Here is a 23,428-nt window from a genome sequence, read left to right on the forward strand (position 1 = left end):
ACCTCACCGCAGTTTCAGGGTCGACAAGCCGATCAACGCCAGGATGGCGGCGATGATCCAGAAGCGCACGACGATGGTTTCTTCCTGCCAGCCCTTCTTCTCGAAGTGGTGGTGCAGCGGCGCCATGCGGAAGATGCGGCGGCCGAGCAGCTTGTAGGAGAGCACCTGCGCCATCACCGACACCGTCTCCAGCACGAAGATGCCGCCGATGACGACGAGAACGAGTTCGTGCTTGGTGATGACGGCGATCCCGCCCACGGCCGCGCCGCACGACAGCGAGCCCGTGTCGCCCATGAAGACCATCGCGGGCGGCGCGTTGTACCAGAGGAAGCCCAGGCTGGCGCCGACGAGCGCGGCGCAGAACACCGCCAGCTCCCCCGTGCCGGGCACGTGGTGGATCTGCAGGTAGCCGGCGAAGATGCTGTTGCCGACGAGATAGGCGATCAGCGCGTAGCAGGCGGCGACGATCATCACCGGCACGATCGCCAGCCCGTCCAGGCCGTCGGTGAGGTTCACGGCGTTGGACGCCCCCACGATCACCAGCACCATCAGCACCGGGAAGGCCCAGCCCAGCTCCAGCAGCAGGTCCTTGAAGAAGGGCAGGGCCAGGGCGGTGTCGAGGCGCGGGTCGGTGAGATAAAGCACCCACAGCCCGGCGATCAGCGCGATCGCGATCTCCACGCCCAAGCGCAGCTTGCCGGGCACGCCGTGGTGACTGCGCCGGGTGAGCTTGAGGAAGTCGTCGGCGAAGCCGACGGCGCCGAAGCCGAGGGTGAGGAAGAGCACGGCCCAGACGAAGCCGTTGGTCAGGTCCGCCCACAGCAGCGTCGACACCGACAGCGCGATCAGGATGAGCATGCCGCCCATCGTGGGCGTGCCCTTCTTGCCGACGAGGTGGGTTTCCGGCCCGTCCTCGCGGATGGGCTGGCCCTCGCGCTGCTTGCTCTGCAGCCAGCGGATGAGCGGCCCGCCGAGCAGGAAGCAGATCGCGAGCGCGGTGAGCGTCGCCGCCCCGCTCCGGAACGTCAGGTACCGGAAGAGGTTGAAGACGATCAGCTCGTCCGACAGCGGTGTGAGAAGGTTGTGCAGCATCGCGCCCGCTCACCCCGCGTCCGTCAGCGCGCGGACCACCGCGCCCGTGCGCGCGCCCGCCGAGCCCTTGACCAGCACGACGTCGCCCGGCCGCAGCGCCGCCGTGACCTGCCCGGTGAGCGTCTCGGCGTCGGCGGCGTGGCCGGCGTGCACGGCCGCCGGTAGCGCATCGCGCAGCGCCGTCATCTGGTCGCCGCAGGTGAAGACCGCGTCCACGCCCGCCGCGCGCAGCGGTTCGGCCAGCCCGCCGTGGTCGTGCGCGGACCGCTCGCCCAGCTCCAGCATGTCGCCCAGCACCGCGATGCGCCGGCCGCCGGGACCCGGTTCGGCGCGCGCCAGCAGCGCGATGGCTGCGCGCATCGACGTCGGGTTGGCGTTGTAGCTCTCGTCGATCAGCGTCGCCGTGCCGCCGTCGACGGCGACGGTGTGCCGCTGCCCGCGCCCCGGCGCGGGCTCGAGCTCCGCGAGGCTCGCCGCCGCCGCGCCGGGGTCGGCGTCGACCGCCGCGACCGCGCCCAGCACGGCCAGGGCGTTCATCACCCAGTGATCGCCGGGGATGCCGACGCGGAAGCTGAGGTGGCGCAGGCCCAGCGCCGCCGTGACCTCGGTGCCGCGCTCGTCGGGGGCTTCTTCCACCACGCGGATGGTCGCCTCGGCGTCGCGGCCGAAGCTGATCAGGCGCTCGATCCCCGCCGCGCCGGCGTGCTCGGCCAGGCGCGCGACGTGCGGGTTGTCGCGCGGCAGCACGGCCGTCGCACCGGGGTCCGCGCCCTGGAAGATCTCCGCCTTGGCGTCGGCGATGCCTTCCACCGAGGCGAACGCGGCCGTGTGCGCGGCCGCGACCTCGGTGATGACGGTGACGTGCGGGCGCGCCAGCCGCGACAGCGCCGCGATCTCGCCCGGCGCGTTCATGCCCATCTCCACCACGCAGTAGGCGGCCGAGCGCGGCAGCCGCGCCAGGGTCAGGGGAACGCCCCAGTGGTTGTTGTGGCTGGCGGCGGCGGCGTGCGTCTCGCCCTGCGCGCCCAGCACGTGGGCCAGCGCGTTCTTCGTGCCCGTCTTGCCGACGCTGCCCGTGACCGCGATCACCCGCGCCTGGCTGCGCGCCCGCGCCGCCCGCGCCAGGTCCTCCAGCGCCGTCTGGGTGTCCGCCACCATGAGCGCGGGCACGCCCGAGCCCGCGTTGTCCGGGAAGTGGTCGGCCACCACGGCGGCGGCGCCCTTCGCCAGGGCGTCGGCGATGAAGCGGTGCCCGTCGGTGGATTCGCCGCGCAGCGCCACGAAGAGGTCGCCGGGCTCGATGTGGCGGCTGTCGATGGCCACGCCCGTCGCGGCCCAGTCGCGCGTGACGTGGCCGCCGGTGGCCTCCGCGGCGTCCTGCGCGGTCCACAGGGGCTCGGGGGTGGAAAGCGCCGCTGCCGTCATTGTGCTCGGCCTCCCGCTGCCTGCGCCGCCACGGCCGCGCGCGCCACGGCGGCGTCGTCGAAGGGAAGCGTACGTTCGCCCACGACTTGGCCCGTTTCGTGACCTTTTCCGGCAATCAAGAGGACGTCGCCCGGTTCCAGCTCGGAGACGGCGGTGCGGATGGCCTCGCCCCGGTCGCCGATCTCGCGGGCGCCCGGCGCACCGGCCAGCACCGCACGGCGGATCGCTGCCGCGTCCTCGCTGCGCGGGTTGTCGTCGGTGACGATGACGCGGTCGGCGAGGCGCTCGGCGATGGCGCCCATCTGCGGGCGCTTGCCGCGGTCGCGGTCGCCGCCGCAGCCCACCACGACGACCAGCCGGCCGTGCGCGTGCGGGTGCAGCGCCGTCAGCACCGTCTCCAGCGCGCCCGGGGCGTGGGCGTAGTCGACCACGACCTGCCCGCCGCCCGGCGTTTGCGCCACCCGCTGCAGGCGCCCCGGCACGCCCTCCAGCTTGGCGAGTCCCGCGACGGCGTCGGCGATGGGCATGCCACCGGCCACGGCCAGCCCCAGCGCCGCCAGCGCGTTCGTCGCCTGAAAACTCCCGACGAGCGGCAGATGCACATCGTGCCGCTCGCCGGCGAGCCGCAGCCCGAGCTGCTGACCCGCGGGACCGGGTTCCCGGTCCTGGATCAGCAGCTCGGCCCCCCCGTGCGACCCCGAATGTTGCGACCCATTGTCCGCATATGTGCCGTAGGTCAGGGCGCGCAGCCCGCGCGCCTGGCAGATGTCCAGCAGTTCCCCGGCTTCCGGCGCGTCCGCGTTGATCACGGCCGTGCCGCCGGCGGGCAGCAGCTCGGTGAAGAGGCGGCGCTTGGCGGCCCAGTACCCCGCCATGTCGGCGTGGTAGTCGAGGTGGTCCTGGGAGAGGTTGGTGAACGCCGCCGCCGTCACCGTCAGCCCGTCCAGGCGCCCCTGGTCGAGGCCGTGGCTGGATGCCTCGATCGCCAGATGATCGCAGCCCGCCCCGGCCAGCTCCGCCAGGCAGCGGTGCAGCGCCACCGGGTCGGGCGTCGTCAGCGCGCCGGGGCTCGTCGCGAGGTGCTCGGGCACGAGGCCCAGCGTGCCCAGGCTGGCGGCGGTGTCGCCGTGCTGCGCCCAGAGCTGGCGCGTGAAGCTCGCCACCGAGGTCTTGCCGTTGGTCCCCGTCACGGCGGCGATGGTCGCGGGCTGGCGGGTGAAGAAGCGCGCCGCCATGCGCGCCAGCGTTTGCCGCGGGGCATCCGTGGTGACGAGGGCCGTTTCCTTGGCCTCGGCCGGCAGCGTGGTGCCCTCGGGCGCCAGGACGGCCGCCGCGCCACGGTTCAGTGCGTCGGCGACGAAGGCGCGGCCGTCCGCCGTGGCGCCGGGCAGGGCGGCGAAGAGCGCACCCGGCTCCACCTCGCGGCTGTCCGCCGCGAGGGCGCGGATCTCCGTCGCCGCGTCACCGGCCGCGATCGTCACGCCCGTCATCCCCTGCACCAGCTCAGCGAGCCGCAACCTGCACGTCCTTCCGCTTCGCCCGCCGCAGCAGCGGGTTGTCTTCCTGCTCGGGCACCGTGAGCCCGTTTTCGGGGCGCACGCCCAGCATGGGTCCGATGCGCTCGACCACGCGCCGTACCGCCGGGGCGGCGACCCAGCCGCCCGTGGCGTAGCCGAAGGTGTCCTCCTGCGGCTTGGGCTCGTCGACGAGCGCGAAGATGACGTATTCCGGGTCGTCCATCGGGAAGGCCCCGGCGAAGGAGGCCACGCGGGCGTCGGTGCTGTAGCCGCCGGCGCCCACCTTGTCGGCGGTGCCCGTCTTGCCGCCCACGCGGTAGCCGTCGGCCCGCGCCTTGGAGCCCGTGCCGTAGGCGACCACGAGGCGCATCATCTGCCGCATCGTCGCCGAGGTGGCGCGCGAGAGCACCCGCGCCTGCGCGCCGTGGTCGGCGTCCGCGCGCACCGTCGGCCGGGGCAGCGTGCCGCCGTTGACCGTCGCCGCCACCGCCGCCGTCAGGCTGACGGGCGTGACCGCGATGCCGTGGCCGTAGCTCGCCGTCATGGCGTTGATGCGCTTCCACGGGTCGGGGACCATGGGCTTGCTCACCGATGGCAGGCGCAGGCCCGAGCGGCGCGTCAGCCCCAGGTCGGCGAGCGTGGCCTGCAGCGTCTCCGCCCCGGCGGCGCGGGTCATCTTCACGGTCCCGATGTTGCTGGACTTCATGAAGATTTCCGGGACCGTCAGCTCGCCTTCGTTGTGGTGGAAGTCGCGCACGGTGTAGCCGGCCAGCTTCACCGGCTCCTCGACGCCGTAGTGGTCGCTGATGCGCACGGCGCCGCTGTCGAGCGCGGCGGCGGTGGAGAACACCTTGAACACCGAGCCCATCTCGTAGACGCCCTGCGTCGTGCGGTTGAAGCGCGCGTGATCGGGCGCGCTGCCGGGGGCGTCCGGGTCGAACGCGGGCAGGGAGCTGAGCGCCACGAGCTCGCCGGTGTCCGCGTCCATGACCACGCCGGCCGCGCCCTTGGCGTCGAAGCGCGTCATGGCTGCGCGCAGCTCCTCGGACAGCGCGTGCTGCACGCGCACGTCGAGCGACAGCCGCAGCGGCTCGTCGCGCTCGCGCAGCGTCTCGCCGAAGGCCTTTTCCACGCCCGCCAGGCCGCGGCCGTCGATGTCGGTGAAGCCGACGAGGTGGGCCGTCAGCCCGCCCTGCGGGTAGTAGCGGCGCGGCTCCTGCCGGATCCCGAGCGCCGGACTGCCCAGGCGGTTGATGCGGTCGTGCTGGCGCGGCGTCAGCTCGCGCTTGATCCAGACGAAGCGCTTGTCGCGGCGCAGCCGCTTTTCCAGCGCCGCGCGGTCCTTGTCCGGCAGCACCGCGCTCAGGCGCTTGGCCAGCCGGGCCGGCTTGTCGACGCGGCCGGGATCGGCATAGAGCGAGGCCGTGGGCAGCGTGGTGGCCAGCAGCTTGCCGTTGCGGTCCACGATGTCGGCACGGCGCAGCTTGCCGCCCTCGCCCGTGTGGGCGCGGGCGACCTTGGCCTCGCCGCTGCCGAAGGGCGCGGCGAGTGTGAGCACGCGCAGCCCGACCACTGCGAAGAGCGTGGCGAAGACGATGCCCGCGACCACGAGGCGCGTGCGGCAGACCTCCAGCGCCTGACCCCGGCCGGGGCGGCTGCCGAACAGCGGGGCGGGTTGCCGATGCGGGGTCATTGCCGGCCTCCTTCGCGGGCCGGAACCCGTGCGATCTGGGCGTTGAGCGACCAGGGCTTCGTGTGCGGCAGCGCGACCGTGGGCGAGTCCGGATCGTCCGCGAGCGCGATGGTTTCCTGCGCCGGCTCGATGTCCCGCGTGGTGACGCGCGGAGGAAGGTGGTCCAGCTCGACGACCTGCTGCGGCTGCACCGGGCGCATGTCCAGGCGCTCGCGCGCCAGCCGGGCGAGCCGCTCGGGCCGCGTCAGGTAGGTCCACTCGGCCCGCAGCACGCGCAGGCGCTCGCGCTCGCTGCGGATGTCGCTGCGCACCTCCTTGATCTCGGTGCGCAGCTCGCTGGCGCGGTATTTGACCAGGTAGACTCCGGCCGCGACGCCCGCGAGCGCGATCAGCCAGATCACCGCCACCGGCCGGATCATGGCGCCACCCCGCTTTCCGCCGTGGGCCAGGCCGGGGCGTCCGTGCGCTCGGCGGCGCGCATGCGGGCGGAGCGGGCGCGCGGGTTGGCCGCCGCCTCGGCCTCGCTGGGCTTGCGCGCCGAGCGCGTGAGCAGCCGGAAGCTCGGGGCGGGCGCGCCCGTGTCGGCCGGCGCCGGGGCGTGCCGGGAGGGATTCGGCCGGTCGCCGCTGCGTTCCCGCAGGAAGCGTTTCACAGCGCGGTCTTCCAAGGAGTGGAACGCCACGACAACCAGCCGACCCCCGGGGGCGAGCACGCGCTCCGCGGCCGTCAGGCCGCGCGCCAGCTCGCCCAGTTCGTCGTTCACGTGGATGCGCAGGCCCTGGAAGGTGCGCGTCGCCGGGTCGAGCCCGTCGGCGGCGCGTCGGCCCACGGCCCGGCGGACCACCTCCGCCAGCTCGCCCGTGCGCGTGAACGGCCCGTGCTCGCGCGCCGCCGCGATGGCCCGGGCGACGGCGCGGCCCTTCTTTTCCTCGCCGTAGTCGCGGATGATGCAGGTGAGCGTGTTCACGTCCGCGGTGTTCACCACGTCCGCCGCGGTGGGGCCGTCGCGGCCCATGCGCATGTCCAGCGGGCCGTCGAAGCGGAAGGAGAAGCCGCGCTCGGGATCGTCAAGCTGCGGCGAGGCCACGCCCAGGTCGAACACCACGCCGTCCACGCGCCCCACGCCGTGTTCGGCCAGCAGCGCGTCCAGCTCGCCGAAGCGCCCCTGGAGGAGCTGAAGGCGGTCGCCGTGCTCGCCCACCAGCTCGCGGCCGTGGGCGAGGGCGTTGGGATCGCGGTCGAGCGCGATGACGTGCGCGCCGTGATCCAGCAGGGCGCGGGTGTAACCGCCACGCCCGAAGGTTGCGTCGACGTAAACCATGCCGGCGCGCGGATTCAGCGCCGCCAGCACCGGGTCGAGCATGACCGGCGTATGGGCGCCCTGCTGATCGCGGTCGAGCGCGGCCATCGCCATCCCCGCTACGCCTCCTGCTTGCCGCCGCGCTTCAGCGGCATGGTCAGCCCGCGTTCCCTGGCGCGCTGGCGTGCAGTATTCTTGTGACTTTTCAGGGTGTTGGGCTCCCATATTTGAAACATCTTGCCCTTGCCGACGAAGGCGGCGCGCTCGCTGATGCCGGCGTGCTCCATGAACTCGGCCGGCAGCATGATGCGGCCCTCGGCGTCGAAGGGGAGTTGCTGGGAATCCGCGAACACCGTGGTTGCCAGGTCATCGTGGTCGTCGGAGAACAAGTCGTATTCGTCCATGGTTTCGCCGAGCTCCTCCATCAGCGCAATCCCGCAACCTTCGAGCGCCGGCGCGCGATAGGACGGGAACGCGACGATCCCATGAAACGATTGCCCCGCCACCGCGTTGCGAAAGGCGGCAGGGACCGAGACACGGCCTTTCCGGTCCACCTTGTTTTCGAAGGTGCCGAGAAAAACCGCCACGCCAAGCCCCCTCGTCGTCCCCTGAGACCCAGTGTGGCGCCGCGCACGAGATGGGATGCCACGCCACAATCTGGGAAGTCATGGGATAGCATGGGGTACCCCGTGGGTCAATGCGAACACCAAATAGGAAGTTCCCTCATAACAAGGATTTTTGGCCGCGGTCATTCGAAAGATGTGTCAAATTTTGCCGGCTCCAGTCACGCCCCGGAGTCCCTGAAAACCCCACACAGTCGGAGTCTTTCACGCTATTTGTTCGTTTTTCGTTCTTGTTCGAGCCAACCGGTGCGTGTGGCCGTCGCGCGCCGTGTGGCCCGGCGTGCCGCGCCGTTGCCGAGCCCGCCACCCAAAAAAGGTGCAATTCATGGTTAAATTGACGGTAATGGGGTCAGACGGCCTGTAAGCCGGGTTCTGTGGGCCCGTGCCAGGCCAGGGCGAACCCACACCTGTCACGGGTGACGGCCATTCCTCTGGGACGCCCGTTACCGGACGCCTCGCGCGACCGACCCGGGCGGCCGGCGCGGAAGCCTCGCCTGCCGGCCGGGCGTGCCGGCCGGCGTGCCGCCCCTATCTGGTCTTGCTCCCGGTGGGGTTTACCATGGCCGCCCCTGTTGCCAGGGGCGCGGTGCGCTCTTACCGCACCCTTTCACCCTTACCGCGCGGGTGTACGTGCGCCGTACGCCCCGTACGCGGCGGTATGCTTTCTGTGGCACTTTCCCTGGGGTCGCCCCCGCCGGGCGTTACCCGGCACCGTGCTTCCGTGGAGCCCGGACTTTCCTCCCCCGCGTGGCGCGCACGCGGGAGCGACCGTCCGGCCGTCTGACCCACCGAGAAGATGGGACGCGTGCGGCGCGGGCGCAAGCAGCCGCTACGCGGACGCGGTCAGCCCCATCAGCCGCGCGGCCGTCCCGGTGTCTGGCGCGGCCGTGACCGCCTTCGGCCGGAAGCGGCGCTGGAACGCGGCCAGCACGGCGGCCGTGGCGTCGTCCAACCTGCCGGATTGCGGCGTGCAGTAGCCGACGGCGGCGAGGCGCGCTTGGAACCACGCGACCGGCGGCGTCTCGGCCGGCGGCTGGACGGGGTCGGGCCAGACGGCGAGCCCATGCGCCGCCAGGGTGCGCCAAGGAAAAAGCTCGCCCGGATCGGTCTTGCGCTCGGGCGCGACATCGCTGTGGCCGAGCACGCGGGCCGGCGGAATGCCGTATCGCGCCAGGATGTCGGCGAGCAGAACGCGCAGCGACTCGAGTTGCGACTCGGGAAACGGGTGGTAGCCCCAGGCGTGGCCGCGGTTGACCAGCTCGATCCCGATGGACCGCGAGTTGATGTCGCTCAGCCCCTGCCAGCAGGCCACGCCCGCGTGCCAGGCACGCCGGCCTTCCGGCACCAGCCGCAGCACGCGCCCGCCGGTCTCGATCAGGTAGTGGGCGCTCACCTTCGCCGCCGGGTCGCGCAGGCGGTCGATGGCCTGCGCAGCCGTCGGCATGCCCGTGTAGTGCACGACGACGGTGTCGAGCGGCACGCCCGCCGCGCGCGGCTCGTGGTTGGGCGAGGGCGCCTCGATAACCCGCATGGGGGTGCTCACGCCCCGGCCTGGAGCTGCTCCTGGCGCTCGGCCAGCTCCAGCCAGCGCGTCTCCGCCTTGTCCAGGGCGTCTTGGGCGCGCCGGAGGGCGTCGCTGGCTTCCTGGAACTTGTCCGGCTGATTCTGCGCAAAGTCCGGGTCGGCGAGCTGCTCCTCCAGCTCGGCCACCTTGGTTTGCAGGCGCTCGATCTTGCCGGGCAGCTCGTCCAGCTCGCGCTTTTCCTTGTAGCTCAGCTTGTCGGGGCGCTCGCGCGCACGGTTTCCACCGCCGCCCTTGGCCTTCTTCTCCGCCTTCGTCTTGCGGCCGAGCGTGCTGCCGCCCAGCAGCTCCCCGTGCTGGCGCACCGCATCCGAATAGCCGCCGGGATACTCTTCCACGCGGCCGCCGTGCTCGACCGTGACGATCGAGGTCACGGTCTGGTCGAGGAAGTCGCGGTCGTGGCTGACGATCAGCAGCGTGCCGTCGTAATCGGCCAGGACGTCGCCCAGCAGGTCTAGCGTCTCCATGTCCAGGTCGTTGGTGGGCTCGTCCATGATGATGAGGTTGCTGGGCCGCGCGAACAGCTTGGCCAGGAGCAGGCGGTTGGTCTCCCCGCCCGACAGCGCGCGCACCGGCTGGCGCGCCTGCTCGTCCTCGAACAGGAAGTCGCGCAGGTAGGCGACGACGTGGCGCTGCTTGCCGCCCACGGTGACGGAGTCGCCGCCCTTGGGCGCCAGGGTTTCCCACAGCGTCGCGTTGGGGTCGAGCTGGGTGCGCCGCTGGTCGAAGTAGATCGGCTGTAGGTTGGTGCCGTGGCGCACCGTGCCGCTGTCCGGCGCCGTCTCGCCCGTCAGCAGGCGGATCAGCGAGGTCTTGCCCGCGCCGTTCGGGCCCACGATGCCGATGCGGTCGCCCTTGCGGATGCGGGTGGAGAAGCCGTCGGCCACGGTGACCGTCTCGCCGTCCTCGCGCGTGAAGCGCTTGGCGACGTCGCGGGCCTCGATCACGGTCTGCCCGCTGTCATCGGCCTGGGCGGCGTCGATCTTCAGGCTGCCGGGCTGGTTGGTGAGCATCTGCGCGCGGCTGGCGCGCAGGGCCTCCAGCTTGCGCACGCGGCCCATGTTGCGCCGGCGCCGGCCGGAGATGCCCTGGTGCATCCACAGCTCTTCCTGCTTGATGCGGCGTTCCAGGCTTTCCAGCTGGCGGCGCTCTTCCGCCGCGACCTCCTCGGCCCAGTCGTCGAAGTGGGCGAAGCCCTTGTCCAGCCGGCGCAGACGCGCGCGGTCCAGCCAGAAGGTTATGCCGGTGACGGCGCGCAGGAAGGCGCGGTCGTGGCTGACCAGCACCAGCGCGCCCTCGAAGCGCTTCAGCTCGCCTTCCAGCCAGGCGATGGTCGGCAGGTCCAGGTGGTTCGTGGGCTCGTCCAGCAGCAGCACGTCCGGGTCGGCGACGAGCGCGCGCGCCAGCGCCACGCGCCGGCCCTCGCCGCCGGAGAGGTGGCCCACGTCGCGCTCGGCCGGCAGGTCGAGGCGCGCCAGCACGGCGTCGACGCGGTGCTGCTCGTCGGCGCGGTCCTCGGGCAGGCCGGCGGCGACGTGCTCGCTCACGCTGCGCCCGTCGGGCAGGTCCGGGTCCTGGGGCAGGTAGGCGACGCGCGCGCCGGGCTGGACGAAGCGTTCACCGCCGTCGAGGTCGAGTTCCCCCGCCAGGGCGCGCAGCAGCGTGGACTTGCCGCTGCCGTTGCGCCCCACGAGGCAGGCGTGTTCGCCGCGCGCCAGCGCCAGGTCGGCGTTCTCGGCGAGTGTTTGATGGCCGAGCGCCAGCGTGGCGCGCTTGAGCTGCAGGATCGGAGAGGGTGTTGCCATGAATGCTCAGGTCAGGCCGCGTTGCTTGCGGATCGTTTCGAAGGCTTCGTTGATGGTGGCCAGCTTGTCGTTGGCCGTGTCCACGAACTCGCGCGGCATCCCCTGGGCCGTCAGGCGGTCGGGGTGGTTTTCCCGCACCAGCTGGCGATAGGCAGCCTTGATGTCGGCATCCGAGGCGTCGGGATCAACGCCCAGAACCGTATACGGGTTGTCGGGGCCCTCCGGCATGTTGCCGGCGTAGACGCGCTCCCACGCCGCCTGGTCGAGCGCGAAGATGCGGGCCAGATCGCGCAGGTAGGCCAGCTCGCCCTCGGTCACCACGCCGTCGGCACGGGCGATGTGGAAGAGGCCGTTGAGCAGCTCCTCCAGCACGTGCGGGCTGTGGCGGAAGAGGCGCGCCATCTGCTTGGCGTAGGGCTCGTAGCCGCGCGAGTCGCGGCGCGCCTGGTTGAAGATGCGCCCGACGTTGTCGAGTTCCTCGGGCGGGACGTGGAAGACCTCGCGGAAGGCGCGGATCTCCGAGCGGCGCACGGTGCCGTCGGCCTTCGCCATCTTGGCGCCCAGGACGATCACGGCGATCGTGAAGGCGATCTTGCGGGTGTTGTCGTCGGTGTCGTGGGACGCCTCGGCGTCGCCGATGGGGCCGTCGGTGCCCACGAGGCGCTGGGTCGTGGAGCGCACGTGGTCAACGGCGTGCCCGGCCAGCCCGCCGAGAAGGGCGCCCAACGGCCCGCCCAGGGCGAAGCCGGTCGCACCGCCCAGAAGTTTGCCCCAGATCGACATCCCGCGTGCCGGGCTCCTGCCTCTTGGGGGTGTTTGTTTCACGCTGGTGCCCGCGCGCGCAAGGGGACCGAGCGCGACCCGAAAAAAGGTGCGCGCAAGGGGACCGAGCGCGACCCGAAAAAAGCTGCGCGCAAGGGGACCGAGCGCGACCCGAAAAAAGCTGCGCGCACGGGGACCGAGCGCGCGGGCGGGCCGTTCGGCGCCGCGACCGCGCCGGCACGCGCCGAACGCGCAAGAAATGCGCGCTCGTTGATACATTCGAGCAAGATTGTTGCTTTATTTCCAGCCGAATGTTTATGCATGTAAATCTTTTGGTGCGTTCCGGCGGGGTAGAGTGCGTTGATATGGTGCGCTGCAAACGATAGGGTGCCGCTCGTGCTGCGGCGCACAACCGCGCGGCGGTCAAGGGCGTGCGTCCCTTGGTCCGGCCCGCACCGCCGCGGCCGGCGCGCCACGCCCGGGCGCCAGCGCGGGGCCGTGGGGCGCGTGCTGTTGACGCACGTCAGGCAGGAGTCACCCGCCGCCCGCGCCCGCCGGCGCGGCGGCGGCCCAACAACGGGGAGAGGGCACGCCAATGGTGGCAGACGATCTCGGGCTCTCCGAGGAGCTGAAGGCCCGGCGTTTCGAGGGCATCAAGCGCGACTACACCCAGGAGGACGTGCGCCGGCTCCAGGGCTCGGTGCAGGTCAAGCACACCCTGGCCGAGCGCGGCGCCTGGCGCCTGTGGAAGGACCTGAACGAGCGCGACTACGTCCACGCGCTCGGCACCTACACGGGCAATCAGGCCGTGCAGATGGCCAAGGCCGGGCTGCGCTCGATCTACCTCTCGGGCTGGCAGGTCGCGGCCGACGCCAACCTGGCCTCGCAGACCTATCCGGACCAGTCGCTGTACCCGTCCAACTCGGTGCCGGCGATGGTGAACCGCATCAACGAGGCCTTCCGCCGCGCCGACCAGATCCAGACCATGGAGAACATGGACGGCGGCAACGCCGGCAACATCGACTATTTCCTGCCGATCATGGCGGACGCCGAGGCCGGCTTCGGCGGCACGCTCAACGCCTTCGAGTTGATGCGCTGGATGATCGAGGCGGGCGCCGCGGGCGTCCACTTCGAGGACCAGCTCGCCTCGGAGAAGAAGTGCGGCCACCTGGGCGGCAAGGTGCTGGTGCCCATCCGCAACTTTATCAAGACGCTCAACGCCGCGCGCCTGGCCGCGGACGTCGAGGGCGTGCCGACCCTCATCGTCTCGCGCACGGACGCACAGTCGGCCCAGCTCATCACCTCCGACGTCGATGAGCGGGATCATCCCTTCATCGACTTCGACAACCGCACCGAGGAAGGCTTCTACCGCATCAAGCAGGGCCACGGCGTGGACTACTGCATCCACCGGCAGAAGATCTTCGCCCCCTACGCCGACCTGCTGTGGTGGGAGACCTCGACCCCGGATCTCGACGAGGCGCGCCGCTTCGCCGAGGAGATTCACAAGCACTATCCGGGGAAGATGCTGGCCTACAACTGCTCGCCCAGCTTCAACTGGAAGCGCAACCTGGACGACGAGACCATCCGCAAGTTCCAGAAGGAGCTGGCGGCGATGGGCTACAAGTACCAGTTCGTCACCCTGGCCGGCTTCCACCAGATCCTGCACGGCGCCTTCGAGATGGCGCGCCAGTACCGCGAGCGCGGCATGGAGGCCTACGCCGAGCTGCAGCAGGCCGAGTTCGAGTCCGAGCAGTACGGCTACACCGCCACGCGCCACCAGCGCGAGGTGGGCACGGGCTACTTCGACGCCGTGAACATGGCGATCAAGGGCGAGGATTCGGGAACCGGCGCGATGGCCGGATCCACGGAAACCTCGCAATTCAAGAAGGACTAACCGCGGACACCGCGGCCGGGCCGGGCGCCACGCCCGGCCCTTTTTTTGACGAAGAACACATCCGAGAATGGGTGGGGTCCACAGGGGAGGTGCAAGGATGCGCGCGTACGGTCGCCTGCAGATCGCGCCGGAGCTGGACAGCTTCGTCCGCGAGGAAGCCCTGCCGGGCACGGGGCTGGATGCCGAAACCCTCTGGGGCGCTTTCGATCGCCTCGTTCACGACATGGCGCCGCGCAACCGCGAGCTGGTCGCCCAGCGCGCCGAGCTTCAGCGCCGGCTGGACGCTTGGCACCGCGAGCACCGCCACGGCGCCCACGATCACGCGCAGTACAAGCGGTTTCTGGAGGATATCGGCTACCTGAAGGCGGAACCGGGCGAGGTGCGCGTCACCACCGCCAACGTCGACGCCGAGATCGGCGAGGTGGCGGCGCCGCAGCTGGTCGTGCCGGTCTCCAACGCGCGCTTCGCCCTCAACGCGGCCAACGCGCGCTGGGGCAGCCTCTACGACGCGCTCTACGGCAGCGACGCCATTCCGGAGACGGACGGCGCCGAGCGCGGCGAAACCTACAATCCCAAGCGCGGCGAGAAGGTCGTCGCCTGGGTGCGGGACTTCCTCGACGGCGCCGCGCCGCTGGCGACGGGCTCGCACCGCAATTCGGCCCGCTACGCCGTGCAGGGCGGCCGGCTGATGGTCGAGCTGGACGACGGCACGCGCACGGAGCTGGCCGACGGCGCGCAATTCGCCGGCTACAGCGGCGATGCCGCCGAGCCGGCTGCGATCCTGCTGCAGCACCACGGTCTGTCCATGGAGATCCAGATCGACCGCAGCACGCGCGTGGGCGGCAACGACCCGGCGGGCGTTTCCGACGTCGTGGTCGAGGCCGCGGTCACCACGATCATGGACTGCGAGGACTCGGTCGCGGCCGTGGACGCCGCGGACAAGGTGCATGTCTACCGCAACTGGCTCGGCCTTATGACGGGCACGCTGTCCGAGAGCTTCACCAAGGGCGGGCGCTTCATGGAGCGCACGCTGGCCGCCGACCGCCACTACACCGCGCCGGACGGCAGCGAGCTGACGCTGCACGGGCGCAGCCTGATGCTGGTGCGCAACGTCGGCCCGCTGATGACGACCGACGCCGTGTTGGACCAGGACGGCGCGCCCATTCCGGAGGAGCTGCTGGACGGCCTCATCACCTCGCTGATCGCCTGCCACGACCTCGCCGGGCGCACGCGGCTGAAGAACTCGCGCGCGGGCTCGGTCTACATCGTCAAGCCGAAGCTCCACGGGCCGGACGAGGCGGCCTACGAGAACGAGCTTTTCGCCCGCATCGAGGACGTGCTCGGCCTGGCGCGCAACACGCTCAAGATGGGGCTGATGGACGAGGAGCGCCGCACCTCGGCGAACCTCAAGGCCTGCATCGCCGAGATTTCCGAGCGCGTCGTCTTCATCAACACCGGCTTCCTCGACCGCACGGGCGACGAGATCCACACCGACATGGAAGCCGGCCCCGCGGTGCGGAAGGCGGCCATGAAGGGCTCGGCGTGGCTGAACGCCTACGAGCAGCGCAACGTTGCCATCGGCCTGGACTGCGGGCTGCCGGGCCACGCCCAGATCGGCAAGGGCATGTGGGCCAAGCCCGACCACATGGCGGCAATGCTTGAGGACAAGATCGGCCACCCGCGCGCCGGTGCAACCACGGCCTGGGTGCCGTCGCCCACGGCGGCGACGCTGCACGCCATCCACTACCATCAGGTCGACGTCTTCGCGCGCCAGCGGGAACTGGTGGGCGCCACGCCGCCGAGCCTGGACGAGCTGCTGACCTTGCCGCTGGGCGACCGCGAGGCCTGGACGCAGGAAGACATCCAGCAGGAGCTGGACAACAACGCGCAGAGCCTGCTCGGCTACGTCGTGCGCTGGGTGGAGCAGGGTGTCGGCTGCTCCAAGGTGCCGGACATCGACGACGTGGCGCTGATGGAGGACCGCGCCACGCTGCGCATCAACAGCCAGCACATCGTCAACTGGCTGCTGCACGGCGTGTGCAGCGAGGAGCAGGTGATGGCGACGCTCAAGCGCATGGCCGAGGTGGTGGACCGCCAGAACCAGGGCGATCCCAACTACAAGCCCATGTCCGCCGACTTCGGCACCAGCGTGGCCTTCCGCGCCGCCTGCGACCTCGTCTTCCAGGGGCGCGAGCAGCCCAACGGCTACACCGAGCCCATCCTCCACGCGCGCCGCGCCGAGGCCAAGGCGGGCCGTGTGACCACCGCACCCGTCCGGCCGCGCGAGTGATCGGCTTGACCCGCACCGCACGCCCGCCGTTCGTCCCGGCGGGCGTGCGGCCGGGGCTTGATTGCGCGCGCACGGCGCTGCTAACCGCACACGAGGTGCCGTCGTGGTCGCGGGGCGACGGCGGTGCGTTGCAACACCGCGCGGGTGGAGGCTTGCCGTGAAGCTCCAGCAGATCGCCATCGAGAACTACCGCAGCTTCGCCCAGGGCCACGTGGCGGACCTGGACGCCGTCAACGTCCTCGCCGGGCCCAACGCCGCCGGCAAGTCCAACCTCTTCGCGGCGATCGAGGGCTTCTTCGGCTTCTTCGCCAGCACCAACATCGCCTACCGCGCGGACGCCTTCGCCGGGCAGCTGGACTTCCACAACGCCGCCACGGCCACGCCCATCACGATCACCTGCACCCTGGATCTGGGCGCCGACACCGCGAATGTGCTGGCGCGCTTGTGCCGCACGGCGCCGCACCTGGCGCAGTACGTGGAAACCAAGGTCGACACCGCGCGCCTGACCGTGGGGCTGACGACGAAGACCACGGAGACGGGCGAGCCCTTCACCTACGTCGCGCGGGTCGAGCTGGAAACGGACCGGCCCTACACGCTCTTGCACGTGCCCGCGGCCACGGCGGACGCGCTCTACGCGCGCACGCAGGAAATCGCCGGCATCAGCGGCGAGCAGCGCAAGCTGCGGCGCTTCCTCAAGCGCTTCGACAGCGACGACTGGGACATGATCAAGGAGGCGGTGAAGCCGGAATACGCCGGCCGCGTGCGCATGAGCACCCACCGCATCATCGGCCGCCTGCTCGGCGCGGGCTCGGCGGAGTTGACCGAGCGCCTGGAGCAGCTCGTCCGCGACAGCGACGACTTCGACACCTTCGTGCACGCCGTCCAGGGCATCATCGACGACCTGGAGGGCGAGAAGAGCAACCTGGCCTTCCGCGACATCGAGGGCGAGGTGACGAGCTTCGCCGGCCCGGAAAGCGTGATCCCGGCGTTCTACAATGAGATCGCGCGCACCCTGGGCGGCGTGACGGTCACGCACCTGCGCGCGGACCGCCCCGGCATCGGCCAGCAGGACGCCGACAAGCTCCTCCAGCTCAAGATGCAGAAGGACGACGCCGGGCACTTCCGCCGCCTGCAACGAACCGCCCGCGACGTCCTGGGCGTGGAGCTGGACGCCTTCGCCGCGGCGGACGCGGACACGCGCACGGCCGTGGACCGCGTGCCCGCGCGCTTGGACGTCGACGACATTCCCGTCGCGGCGGCGGGCGAGGGTGTGCACCAGGGCCTGCGCGTGGTGCTGGACAGCGACCTCTCGCGCCCGGACATCCTGCTGGTGGAAACGCCGGAGCGCGGGCTGTCGCCCGCCGTGGCGCGCCGCGTCGCGGGCTTCCTCGCCGCCCAGGGCGAGCACGCCCAGGTCTTCGCCACCACCCAGGCGCCGGGCGTGATCGACGCCGCCGCGCCCCGCCACGTCCACGCCGTCAGCAAGCCCGCCGGCACGGCCCCCGCCGGCACGGCCCCATCCGGCACGGCCCCATCCGGCACGGCCGTGGAAACCGTGGACACCCGCACCGCCAGCGAGCGCCTCCGCGCCGACGATCCCGCGGTGAGGGGTGGGTGAACCTGCAAACTTCGTCTTGGTCAACAGTTCAGCCGATCACACTCGAAGGCATTTTGCGAATCACTGGAGCGGTTGGCATTTGCAGGGTATGACGATAACGGGGGCTTTCCCTTAGGTTATCATAGCCGCTGCCCGTAATGGCCATTCACAAACCCTGTGCGAACGAGATTCGCTATTATAAGAATATACAGCATAGCCGAACGTGATAATCATTTTATTGGACCCTCCGGTTTTCGAGCAGTCTACTTGTAAGTGAACCTTAAAAAAATATATATATATAAACATCATACTATGTGCTGTATTCATCTCCGATCGTCTCGTTCAGCCAGTCCAACACGCTTTTCGAGGGGTTGTATTCGATTAATCCACCGAATTTTGAAGTGAAATATTTTCTTTCTTGGATTTCATCAATAAACGCAAGTTCGGTCACAGCGTCTAAGAGCCAAACATGAAGCCGTAAATTTTGGATGATAAAAGCTAGAGATTCTTCATCTTGCCTATAACTAGTTGGACGCTCCGTTTCGGCATGACTTTGGTTTACATGAACGAATCTGTCACTTAAAAGTCCATACATATGACCAAAATCTGGAAAAATCTTTTTAAATGCTCTCATCATCTCGTTGTGCTTTATGTTTCCTTTATAAAATCTTTCTAGTCCTTCTTCTTCTGACAAGATGTATACAACAGTCATCAGAAGCTCATCCATGTTTCGTGTCATTATAGCGTGCTGCTTTCTGAATCCTCTTCTCGCCAAATCTACACTGGCTGTGAAACTGACCATTGCTTGATCGATAAGATTTATGCATGAATGTTTTAATTTATCATCTGATTTATTTAAAAGTTGTTTTTGAACATATAAAATTTCTATTACATTGCTGTAAAACGCACTAATTTTCCATAACTGATCACGCGCAATCTCGTCAAACGATTCTTCCACAACTCGTGCGTCGCGAGATATAGAGTTTATCAGGGTGTCGTTGGTTACGATAAAAGATTTCCCTGATTTTTTGAAATTGTGGAAGTTCTTAGAAAGCGATCCGCAACAGTTTTTCCAGCGAAGTCCGCTTCCGCAGATGCATAATTCATTACGTCTCATATCGCCGTTTTCCCGTTGTATTAACTGTTATTTATTCTCGTATTTTTAATCGTGAGATTTGTAGACCAGGGCTGGGGTCTTGTAAGAATTCAATCCCCTCCGCCTCGAACGCGGCGCGGATGTCGCGGAGCGTGCGTTCGTAGGGCTGGCGTTTGCCGCGCTCGAAGTCCGCGATGGTCGCCACGCCCACGTTGGCGGCTTTCGCGAGCTGGTCCCGGCTCCAGTCGAGGAAGCCACGCGCGGCCCTGCACTGACCGGGGGTTATGGTTTTATCCGATGAGGTCATCGAATTCCTATTGACCGGTCCGGGCGATCCATGCAAGATCAGCGAAAATCGATGATTCAGGGCTCGTGAGGCGGTTCGTTTCGCGCGTGACTCGCATCGGCCGACATCGAACGCCATCCATATTCGCTTGGGCACGTGAAAATGACCAACATGGACGAGGTCTATCAAGCCATTCACGATCTGGAACCGGCCGTGATCGGGCTGGAAGGGCTCGGGCGCGTGCTGGCCGGGCTGGCGGAACTCGCGCAGGCGAGCGAACAGCCGTTGGACAGCCGACTTCTTGCCGCCCTGGCCGAACAGACCGGGGCCATCGCGGATCAGGGTCGCGTGCGGTTCGGCATCGCGCAGAACGTCGCCACCGCCGCCAACCGGACCGCACAGCATTCCCGGTGACACCCGCGCCGCCACCCGGCTAGGCTGCGGCCAGCGACGACCGGGCGGAGGCTGAGACGTGAGCGGGAACGGCGATCGGCGGGCGCGCAGCGAGCGCGCGGGGACGCTGCCGGGCTTCGAGAGTGAGCGCGCGGGCGGCACCGGGCGCTGGCAGATCTGGGTGGACCGCGGCGGCACCTTCACCGATGTCGTCGGCCGCCGCCCCGACGGCGCGCTCGTCACCCACAAGCTGCTCTCCGACAACCCGGAGCAGTACGCCGACGCCGCCATCCAGGGCATCCGCGACCTGCTGGGCATCTCCCAGGCCGAGCCCATCCCGGCCGAGCGCATCGACGCCGTGAAGATGGGCACCACGGTCGCCACCAACGCCCTGCTGGAGCGCACGGGCGAGCGCACGGCCCTCGTCACCACGCGCGGCTTCCGCGACGCCCTGCGCATCGCCTACCAGAACCGGCCCGAGCTGTTCGCCCGCCACATCGTCCTGCCCGAGCTGCTGCACGAGGCGACCGTCGAGGTGGACGAGCGCATCACGGCCGACGGCACCGTGGTGGCGGAACCCGACCCCGAGGCCGTGCGCGCCGAGCTCGAAGACCTCTACGCCCAGGGCATCCGCGCCGTCGCCGTGGCCTTCCTGCACGGCTACCGCCACGCCGAGCACGAGCGCCAAGTGGCCGAGATCGCGCGCGCTGTCGGCTTCCCGCAGGTCTCCACCAGCCACGACGCCAGCCCGCTGATGAAGCTGGTCTCGCGCGGCGACACCACGGTCGTGGACGCTTACCTCTCGCCCATCCTGCGGCGCTACGTGGATCAGGTCGCCGGGGAGCTGGGCGACGTGCGGCTGATGTTCATGCAGTCCAACGGCGGGCTGGCGGACGCGCGCGTCTTTCGCGGCAAGGACGCCATCCTCTCCGGCCCGGCGGGCGGCATCGTCGGCGCCGCGCGCACTGCGCAGATGGCGGGCTTCGAGAAGATCATCTCCTTCGACATGGGCGGCACCTCCACCGACGTCGCGCACCACGCCGGCGAGCTGGAGCGCGCCTTCGAAACCCGCATCGCCGGGGTGCGCATGCGCGCGCCCATGCTGCAGATCCACACCGTCGCGGCGGGCGGCGGCTCCATCCTCCACTTCGACGGCGGGCGCTACCGCGTCGGCCCCGACAGCGCCGGCGCCAACCCCGGCCCCGCGAGCTACCGGCGCGGCGGGCCGCTGACCGTGACCGACGCCAACGTCATGCTCGGCCGCGTCCAGCCCGACTTCTTCCCGCACGTCTTCGGGCCCGACGCCGACCAGCCGCTGGACGCCGACGCCGTTCACCGCAAGTTCGCCGAGCTGGCCGACGAGATTGCGCGCGCCACGGGCGACACGCGCGGGCCGGCCGAGGTGGCCGAGGGCTTCCGCCGCATCGCCGTCGCCAACATGGCCAACGCCATCAAGCAGATCTCCATCCAGCGCGGGCACGACGTCACGGGCTACACCCTCACCAGCTTCGGCGGCGCGGGCGGCCAGCACGCCTGCGACATCGCCGACACGCTCGGCATCACGCGCATCTTCCTGCACCCCTTCGCCGGCGTGCTCTCCGCCTACGGCATGGGGCTGGCGGACGTGCGCGCCATGCGGGAACAGGCCATCGACCGGCGGCTGGACGCCCACACCCTGACCGAAGCGGCGGGTGTGCTCGACAGCTTGGCCGAGGCGGCGGCGAGCGAGATCGCGGCGCAGGGCGTCGCCACGGATCGGGTGCTGCGCCGCCTGCACGTGCGCTACGCGGGCACGGACGCCGCGCTGATCGTTCCCGAGGGCTCGCGCGAGGCCGTGGTCGAAGCCTTCGAGGCCGAGCACCGCCAGCGCTTCGGCTTCGTCATGCCCAGCAAGCCCATGGTGGTGGAGGCCGCCTCCGTCGAGGCCGTGGGCGAAACCGAGCAGGCGGAAGACCCCTGGGTCGAGGCGGACGCGCGCGTGGAGCCGCTCGGCGAACGCGCCCGCGTTTCCATGTACGCCGAGGGGCAGTGGCGCGAGACGCCGGTGTACGAGCGCGCCGACCTGCTGCCCGGCGACGCCCTGGACGGGCCGGCCATCGTCATCGAACCCACCTCCACCACCGTGGTGGAGCCGGGCTGGCGCGCCGAGCTGACCAACCGCAACCACCTCGTGCTCACGCGCACGCAGGCGAAGGACCGCGCCCACGCCGTCGGCACCGAAGCCGATCCGGTCATGCTGGAGGTCTTCAACAACCTCTTCATGTCCGTTGCGGAGCAGATGGGCGCGACGCTGGAGAACACGGCCTATTCCGTGAACATCAAGGAGCGCCTGGACTTCTCCTGCGCCGTCTTCGACCCCGACGGCAAGCTCGTCGCCAACGCGCCGCACATGCCCGTGCACCTGGGCTCGATGGGCGAGTCGGTGCGCACCATCATCCGCGAGACGCGGGACACGCTGGCGCCCGGCGACGTCTACATGCTCAACGCGCCCTACAACGGCGGCACGCACCTGCCGGACATCACCGTGGTGACGCCAGTGTTCGACGAGACGGGCGAGCGCGTCGTCTTCTACGTCGCCAGCCGCGGCCACCACGCCGACGTGGGCGGGATCACGCCGGGCTCCATGCCGCCGGATTCCACGCACGTCGACGAAGAGGGCGTGCTCATCGACACCTTCAGGCTGGTCGAGCAAGGCACCTTCCGCGAGGACGCGCTGCGTGAGCTGCTGGCGAGCGGGCGCTACCCGGCGCGCAATCCCACGCAGAACGTCGCCGACCTGCAGGCCCAGATCGCCGCCAATGAGAAGGGCGTGCGCGAGATCAACCGCATGATCGGCCACTTCTCGCTGGATGTGGTGCACGCCTACATGCGCCACGTTCAGGACAACGCCGAGGAGCAGGTGCGCCGCGTGCTCGACGTGCTGTCGGACGGCAGCTTCACCTATCCCATGGACAACGGGAGCCAGGTCGCCGTCGACATCACGATCGACAAGACGGCGCGCACCGCGCACCTGGACTTCTCGCGCTCCAGCCCGCAGCGCGACGACAACTTCAACGCCCCGGCGGCGGTGTCGCGGGCGGCCGTGCTCTACGTCTTCCGCACGCTGGTGGACGACGAGATCCCCATGAACGAGGGCTGCATGAAGCCGCTGGAGCTGGCGCTGCCCGAGGGATCGATGCTCAACCCCACGTACCCGCACGCCGTCGTGGCCGGGAACGTGGAGACCAGCCAGGTCGTGACCGACGCGCTCTACGGCGCGCTCGGGGTGATGGCGGGCTCGCAGGGGACGATGAACAACCTCACCTTCGGCAACGCCACCCACCAGTACTACGAGACGATCTGCGGCGGCTCCGGCGCCGGCCCCGACCACGACGGCACCAGCGCCGTGCACACCAACATGACCAACTCCCGCCTGACCGACCCCGAGGTGCTGGAGTGGCGTTACCCCGTGCGCGTCGAGGACTTCCACATCCGCCGCGGCTCCGGCGGGCGGGGGCATCATACGGGCGGCGACGGCGTGGAGCGGCGCCTGCGCTTCGACGAGGCCATGACGGCGGCGATCCTGTCGAACCATCGCACGGTTCCGCCCTTCGGGCTGAACGGGGGCGAGCCCGGCGCCTGCGGCGCGGCCTGGGTTGAGCGCGCCGACGGCACGCGCGAGGAGCTGGGGGCGACCGACCGCACCACGATGAACCGCGGCGACGTGCTCGTGGTTCAAACGCCGGGCGGCGGCGGCTACGGTTCCGCCACGGGGTGATGGTGGCCGGCTGATCGCGGCGCGGCACGCGGCGGCGCGCCGGGCCATTCTTCCGGTTGCGGCGCTGCGCACGAACGCCCCGTGCTGGTTGCAGCGGTGGCCGATTCGCGCTAGGTGTGGCCGCGCCCTGGCCGGTTGCCGGCGAATGGCCGCAGGGCCAACCCCGCGTATGCACGCAAAAAACGCATAAACTTTGGCTTGCTTCTCACTATCAGTTGATTTCATATGATCCGCGCGTGTATTGAGGGCCAGGAAGGCGTTCGATAAATTGTACGCAGCAACACCGGATATTTGTTGTTAAAACAATCTCTGGGAT

17 protein-coding genes, 1 other RNA gene and 1 pseudogene are annotated in these 23,428 nt (G+C 69.6%); 5 read left to right on the plus strand and 14 right to left on the minus strand.

Annotated elements, in window-relative coordinates; translation table 11 throughout:
• Window positions 1-3 precede the first annotated feature (3 nt).
• The 11 genes from mraY to BLQ43_RS12580 form a co-directional block, all read right to left on the minus strand.
• Window positions 4-1,092 (minus strand): phospho-N-acetylmuramoyl-pentapeptide-transferase, encoded by a 1,089-nt coding sequence (gene mraY, locus BLQ43_RS12530; protein ID WP_090021503.1) that lies wholly within the window; start codon window positions 1,090-1,092, stop codon window positions 4-6.
• 9 nt (window positions 1,093-1,101) lie between these two features.
• Window positions 1,102-2,517: a UDP-N-acetylmuramoylalanyl-D-glutamyl-2,6-diaminopimelate--D-alanyl-D-alanine ligase gene (locus BLQ43_RS12535; RefSeq protein ID WP_090021506.1), complete on the minus strand. Its 1,416-nt coding sequence runs from the start codon at window positions 2,515-2,517 to the stop codon at window positions 1,102-1,104.
• Window positions 2,514-4,034, minus strand: a complete 1,521-nt coding sequence (locus tag BLQ43_RS12540) for a UDP-N-acetylmuramoyl-L-alanyl-D-glutamate--2,6-diaminopimelate ligase (protein WP_245659581.1) — start codon at window positions 4,032-4,034, stop codon at window positions 2,514-2,516. The genes BLQ43_RS12535 and BLQ43_RS12540 overlap by 4 nt, the downstream gene beginning before the upstream one ends.
• A complete protein-coding gene (locus BLQ43_RS12545) occupies window positions 4,021-5,727 on the minus strand; it encodes a peptidoglycan D,D-transpeptidase FtsI family protein (RefSeq protein ID WP_090021511.1) in 1,707 nt (568 codons plus the stop codon). Before BLQ43_RS12545 ends, BLQ43_RS12540 begins: the two co-directional genes overlap by 14 nt.
• The gene (gene ftsL / locus BLQ43_RS12550) at window positions 5,724-6,146 is read right to left on the minus strand and encodes a cell division protein FtsL (protein WP_090021516.1); all 423 of its coding nucleotides are present in this window, start codon (window positions 6,144-6,146) and stop codon (window positions 5,724-5,726) included. Before ftsL ends, BLQ43_RS12545 begins: the two co-directional genes overlap by 4 nt.
• A complete protein-coding gene (rsmH, locus tag BLQ43_RS12555; RefSeq protein ID WP_090021517.1) occupies window positions 6,143-7,135 on the minus strand; it encodes a 16S rRNA (cytosine(1402)-N(4))-methyltransferase RsmH in 993 nt (330 codons plus the stop codon). The genes ftsL and rsmH overlap by 4 nt, the downstream gene beginning before the upstream one ends.
• 11 nt (window positions 7,136-7,146) lie before the next feature.
• Window positions 7,147-7,614 (minus strand): division/cell wall cluster transcriptional repressor MraZ, encoded by a 468-nt coding sequence (mraZ, locus tag BLQ43_RS12560; RefSeq protein ID WP_090021521.1) that lies wholly within the window; start codon window positions 7,612-7,614, stop codon window positions 7,147-7,149.
• Window positions 7,615-7,995: 381 nt separating this feature from the next.
• An RNA gene (rnpB, locus tag BLQ43_RS12565) (RNase P RNA component class A) lies at window positions 7,996-8,434 on the minus strand.
• 45 nt (window positions 8,435-8,479) lie between these two features.
• Entirely contained in the window at window positions 8,480-9,181 is a 702-nt protein-coding gene (locus BLQ43_RS12570; protein WP_090021524.1) for an N-acetylmuramoyl-L-alanine amidase, read from the minus strand.
• 8 nt (window positions 9,182-9,189) lie between these two features.
• Window positions 9,190-11,037, minus strand: coding sequence for an ABC-F family ATP-binding cassette domain-containing protein (locus BLQ43_RS12575; RefSeq protein WP_090021528.1), 1,848 nt, complete (start codon window positions 11,035-11,037; stop codon window positions 9,190-9,192).
• A gap of 6 nt (window positions 11,038-11,043) precedes the next feature.
• A complete protein-coding gene (locus BLQ43_RS12580) occupies window positions 11,044-11,820 on the minus strand; it encodes a TerB family tellurite resistance protein (RefSeq protein WP_090021531.1) in 777 nt (258 codons plus the stop codon).
• A gap of 574 nt (window positions 11,821-12,394) precedes the next feature.
• On the opposite strand from BLQ43_RS12580, the gene aceA reads away from it, so the two are divergent.
• The 3 genes from aceA (at window position 12,395) to BLQ43_RS12595 (ending at window position 17,601) form a co-directional block, all read left to right on the plus strand.
• Window positions 12,395-13,693, plus strand: coding sequence for an isocitrate lyase (gene aceA / locus BLQ43_RS12585; protein WP_090021534.1), 1,299 nt, complete (start codon window positions 12,395-12,397; stop codon window positions 13,691-13,693).
• 97 nt (window positions 13,694-13,790) lie between these two features.
• The gene (locus BLQ43_RS12590) at window positions 13,791-15,983 is read left to right on the plus strand and encodes a malate synthase G (RefSeq protein ID WP_090021537.1); all 2,193 of its coding nucleotides are present in this window, start codon (window positions 13,791-13,793) and stop codon (window positions 15,981-15,983) included.
• A 157-nt stretch (window positions 15,984-16,140) separates the two neighbouring features.
• Complete coding sequence (locus BLQ43_RS12595; protein WP_090021540.1) at window positions 16,141-17,601, plus strand: AAA family ATPase; 1,461 nt, start codon at window positions 16,141-16,143, stop codon at window positions 17,599-17,601.
• Between the two features lie 289 nt (window positions 17,602-17,890).
• On the opposite strand, the gene BLQ43_RS12600 is transcribed toward BLQ43_RS12595, so the two are convergent.
• The 3 genes and pseudogenes from BLQ43_RS12600 to BLQ43_RS12605 form a co-directional block, all read right to left on the minus strand.
• Window positions 17,891-18,538 (minus strand): hypothetical protein, encoded by a 648-nt coding sequence (locus BLQ43_RS12600; protein ID WP_245659582.1) that lies wholly within the window; start codon window positions 18,536-18,538, stop codon window positions 17,891-17,893.
• Window positions 18,539-18,637: 99 nt separating this feature from the next.
• Window positions 18,638-18,697, minus strand: a pseudogene (locus BLQ43_RS14920) (SEC-C metal-binding domain-containing protein); the annotation flags it as partial.
• Between the two features lie 31 nt (window positions 18,698-18,728).
• Complete coding sequence (locus BLQ43_RS12605) at window positions 18,729-19,100, minus strand: helix-turn-helix domain-containing protein (RefSeq protein WP_245659583.1); 372 nt, start codon at window positions 19,098-19,100, stop codon at window positions 18,729-18,731.
• A 24-nt stretch (window positions 19,101-19,124) separates the two neighbouring features.
• Here BLQ43_RS12605 and BLQ43_RS12610 point away from each other — a divergent pair, with 24 nt between their 5' ends.
• Window positions 19,125-19,376, plus strand: a complete 252-nt coding sequence (locus BLQ43_RS12610) for a hypothetical protein (RefSeq protein ID WP_090021549.1) — start codon at window positions 19,125-19,127, stop codon at window positions 19,374-19,376.
• Between the two features lie 106 nt (window positions 19,377-19,482).
• Complete coding sequence (locus tag BLQ43_RS12615; protein ID WP_090021557.1) at window positions 19,483-23,112, plus strand: hydantoinase B/oxoprolinase family protein; 3,630 nt, start codon at window positions 19,483-19,485, stop codon at window positions 23,110-23,112.
• Window positions 23,113-23,428 lie beyond the last annotated feature (316 nt).

Origin of the sequence: Limimonas halophila, from assembly GCF_900100655.1 — a bacterium.
Lineage (GTDB): Bacteria > Pseudomonadota > Alphaproteobacteria > Kiloniellales > Rhodovibrionaceae > Limimonas > Limimonas halophila.